Genomic DNA, 3,869 nt, shown 5'->3' with positions numbered 1-3,869 from the left:
CGGGATGGCCGTGCTCGCCGCGCTGGGCGCCCGGGGCCTGGACGTGGCCGCCGCGGCCGACGCCGTCGACATCGAACTCGAGGGGCTCGGCCCGGAACTGGCCACCCCGGTCAACCCGGCGAAGCTGCTCGCGACATCGGTGGCGGGCCGTGATCCTCTCGTGTGGATCCACTCGGACCCGGTGTCCGCGGCCTACTGTGACCGCGCGGTCGCCGCGTTCTGCGACGCCGGCAGGGTCACGGCCGCGTCCTCGGTCCCCGACGCGGTGCGTGCGCACGCCGAACGAGCCCAGGGTCGTCCGCCGACGGATCCGCTGGCGAGCCTGTTCCACGACGAGGAGTTGGACGGACCACGCGACGATCTGCCCGTCAGGTACGTCGGTATGGTGTTGGGCGCGGACGAGGAGATCGTCCGGCTGGCCGCGGGCCCGCTCGCGGATGTCGAGTGGATCACCGATCGCGGTCGGGACACGGCCGGCGACGCCCCGGCCCCGTTGAGCGGAAAGGTGGCAGCGCTCATGGCCCGCACGGAACTGGCCGCCGCCTACCTCCTCGTCGGAGGTCTGTAGGTCCGTGGTCGCACTCGAACCGGTGGTCCAGGCCTACGCCTGGGGCTCCCGGACCGCGCTTCCCGAGCTGTGCGGGATCACCTCGCCGGCGCCCCACCCCGTCGCCGAGCACTGGTTCGGCGCGCACGACTCCGGCTCCTCGCGGTGCTCTGACGGTCGCGGCCTCGACGCACGGATCGCCGCCGACCCCGAGCGCGAGCTGGGCCCGCGGGTGCTGGCCGAGCACGGCGGGGGACTGCCCTTCCTGGTCAAGCTGCTCTCCGCCGAACAGGCACTGTCGCTCCAGGCCCATCCGTCCCCGGAGAAGGCGCGTGAGGGTTTCGCGGCGGAGGACGCGCGCGGGATCGCCGTCGACGCGCCGGACCGCAACTACCGCGACGTCAACCACAAGCCCGAGATCCTCGTCGCGCTCACCGAGTTCCACGCCCTCGTGGGCTTCCGCCCGGTGGAGCGCACGGTGGCACTGCTCGACGCGCTGGGCGTCGCGTCCCTGAAGCCCTACCGGGACATGCTCGCCGGGCAGCCCGACGCCGAGGGTCTGCGCGCGGTCTTCACCACCTTCGTCACGATGCCGCACGTCGTACTGGCCGGCGTCGTGCCCGACCTGGTGACCTGTGCGGTGTCCTACCTCACCGACCACGGGGTCGAGGGGCCGTGGTCCCCGGTGGCCGCGACGATCACCGAACTCGCCGAGCGGTACCCGACCGATCCGGGGGTCCTGGGTGCGCTGCTGCTCAACCGGGTCGTCCTCCAGCCGGGCGAGGCCGTCTACCTGGGGCCCGGGCAACTCCACGCCTACCTACGGGGCGTCGGTGTGGAGGTCATGGCCAACTCGGACAACGTCCTGCGCGGCGGCCTGACCCCCAAGCACGTCGACGTCCCCGAACTGATGCGGGTGCTCGAGTTCAGCCCGCTCGCAGACCCCACCGTCCGGGCGGTCGAGGCCGACCGCGACATCCCCGGCGAGGTCGACTACCCCACGCCCGAACCCGATTTCGCGTTGTCGCGCATCGACGTGCCGGCCGACGGCGACCCGGCCGCCTGGCGACCGGAGGGCCCCGAGGTGCTGCTGTGCACCTCCGGCGAGGCGGTCGTGGACTCCGACGGGACGAGCGAGGCCCTCGCGCCCGGGCGGGCCGTGTGGGTACCGGCCTCGACCTCCCGGGTGTGTCTGCGCAGTACCGCCGGGGCCACCGTGTTCCGGACCCGCGTCGCCGGCGGGTGACGGGGCCGACACTCCGGCGGGCCGTCCCGCTAGTGTGGGGCGGAAGTCTTTCGCGAGTCAACGAGGAGCTGGTCGAGGAACATGTCCGCTGATCTGCAGGTTCAGTCCGTCAACGGTGTCGAGTTCAAGGTGGCGGATCTGTCGCTGGCGGAGGCGGGCCGCAAGCAGATCCGTCTGGCCGAGCACGAGATGCCGGGTCTGATGGCGCTGCGCGAGGAGTACGCGGCCGAGCAGCCGCTGGCCGGCGCCCGGATCGCGGGGTCGATCCACATGACGGTGCAGACCGCGGTGCTGATCGAGACGCTGACCGCGCTGGGCGCGGAGGTCCGGTGGGCCTCGTGCAACATCTTCTCCACGCAGGACGAGGCGGCCGCGGCGGTCGTGGTGGGCCCGGAGGGGACCCCGGAGGCGCCCCGCGGCGTGCCGGTGTTCGCGTGGAAGGGCGAGACCCTCACCGAGTACTGGTGGTGCACCGAGCAGATCATGACCTGGCCGGAGACCGAGCCGAACATGATCCTCGACGACGGTGGCGACGCCACGATGCTCGTGATCAAGGGCAAGGAGTTCGAGCAGGCCGGCGCCGTGCCCTCGGACGACTCGGCCTGGTCCGCGGAGGAGAAGGTCTTCCACGCGCTGCTGCGTGAGTCCGTTCCGGCCAACCCGGGCAAGTACACGGCGATCGCCGAGTCGGTCCAGGGCGTGACCGAGGAGACCACCACCGGCGTCCACCGCCTGTACCACTTCCACAACGAGGGCGTGCTGCCGTTCCCGGCGATGAACGTCAACGACGCGGTCACCAAGAGCAAGTTCGACAACAAGTACGGCACCCGCCACTCGCTGCTGGACGGCATCAACCGCGGCACCGATGCCCTCATCGGCGGCAAGAAGGCCCTGGTGTGCGGTTACGGCGACGTGGGCAAGGGCTGCGCCGAGGCGCTGGCCGGGCAGGGCGCGCGCGTGCAGGTCACCGAGATCGACCCGATCAACGCGCTGCAGGCGCTGATGGACGGCTTCGACGTGGTCACCGTGGACGAGGCCATCGCCGATGCGGACATCATCATCACCGCCACGGGCAACAAGGACATCATCACCTTCGAGCACATGACGCGGATGAAGAACAAGGCCATCCTGGGCAACATCGGCCACTTCGACAACGAGATCGACATGGCCGGGCTCGAGTCCGCCGAGGGCGTCACCCGCATCAACATCAAGCCGCAGGTCGACGAGTTCGTCTTCGACGACGACGGCCGCTCGATCATCGTGCTGTCCGAGGGGCGCCTGCTCAACCTGGGCAACGCCACCGGGCACCCGTCGTTCGTGATGTCCAACAGCTTCTCCGACCAGGTCATCGCCCAGATCGAGCTGTTCACCAAGGCCGACCAGTACCCGATCGGGGTGCACCTGCTGCCCAAGATCCTCGACGAGAAGGTCGCCCGCCTGCACGTGGAGGCGCTCGGAGGCTCCCTGACCACGCTGGCCAAGGACCAGGCCGAGTACATCGGCGTGGACGTCGAGGGCCCCTTCAAGCCCGACCACTACCGCTACTGAGCGACGCCGGGGATGGTCGCACGGCTGGTGGTCGTCGAGGGTCTCGACGGCGCGGGGAAGAACACGCTGACGACGGCGCTCGTCGCCGAGCTCGCCTCCCGCGGTCTCTCGGTCGGCCGACTGGCCTTCCCCCGGTACGGCACCCTGCACGCCGACCTGGCCGCCGACGCACTGCACGGTGGCCAGGCCGGCACCGCGGACTCGCCCCACGCGATGGCACTGCTGTTCGCGATGGACCGGCACGCCGCGCTGGGCGAGCTCGCGCAGCTGGGGTCCACCCACGACGTGGTGCTGCTCGACCGGTACGTGGCCTCCAACGCCGCGTACACCGCCGCCCGGCTCGGTCCGGACCGCGAGTCCGAGGTGGTCGAGTGGATCGGCACCCTCGAGTTCGACCGGCTCGGGCTGCCCGTCCCCGACCTGCAGATCCTGCTCGACACCCCGGTGGAGCTGGCGGCACGGCGCGCGGGCTCCCGGGAGGCCGCCGATCCGGCGCGCGTCCGCGACCGCTACGAACGCGACGCGGAG

The 3,869-nt window shown here is 71.2% G+C and carries 3 protein-coding genes and 1 pseudogene; all 4 read left to right on the top strand.

Features of this window, described 5'->3' with window-relative positions; translation table 11 throughout:
* Positions 1 to 568 (top strand): annotated as a pseudogene (locus G6023_RS03505) (hypothetical protein); the annotation flags it as partial.
* A gap of 4 nt (positions 569 to 572) precedes the next feature.
* Positions 573 to 1,793, top strand: a complete 1,221-nt coding sequence (gene manA, locus G6023_RS03500; RefSeq protein WP_067712274.1) for a mannose-6-phosphate isomerase, class I — start codon at positions 573 to 575, stop codon at positions 1,791 to 1,793.
* An 81-nt stretch (positions 1,794 to 1,874) separates the two neighbouring features.
* Entirely contained in the window at positions 1,875 to 3,341 is a 1,467-nt protein-coding gene (ahcY, locus tag G6023_RS03495) for an adenosylhomocysteinase (protein ID WP_069388700.1), read from the top strand.
* Positions 3,342 to 3,353: 12 nt separating this feature from the next.
* Positions 3,354 to 3,869: dTMP kinase (locus G6023_RS03490; protein ID WP_182634093.1), on the top strand; the 516-nt coding region annotated here is incomplete at its 3' end.

It is taken from the genome of Dietzia sp. DQ11-71 (genome assembly GCF_014144995.1).
Lineage (GTDB): Bacteria > Actinomycetota > Actinomycetes > Mycobacteriales > Mycobacteriaceae > Dietzia > Dietzia kunjamensis.
Note: the sequence above shows the minus strand (reverse complement) of the source record. Positions and strands in the feature narration are given on the sequence as shown.

What these genes read in the sequence shown, in the direction of transcription:
- ahcY (WP_069388700.1), top strand. Translation starts at nt 1,875, where the DNA reads ATGTCCGCTGATCTGCAGGTTCAGTCCGTCAACGGTGTCGAGTTCAAG.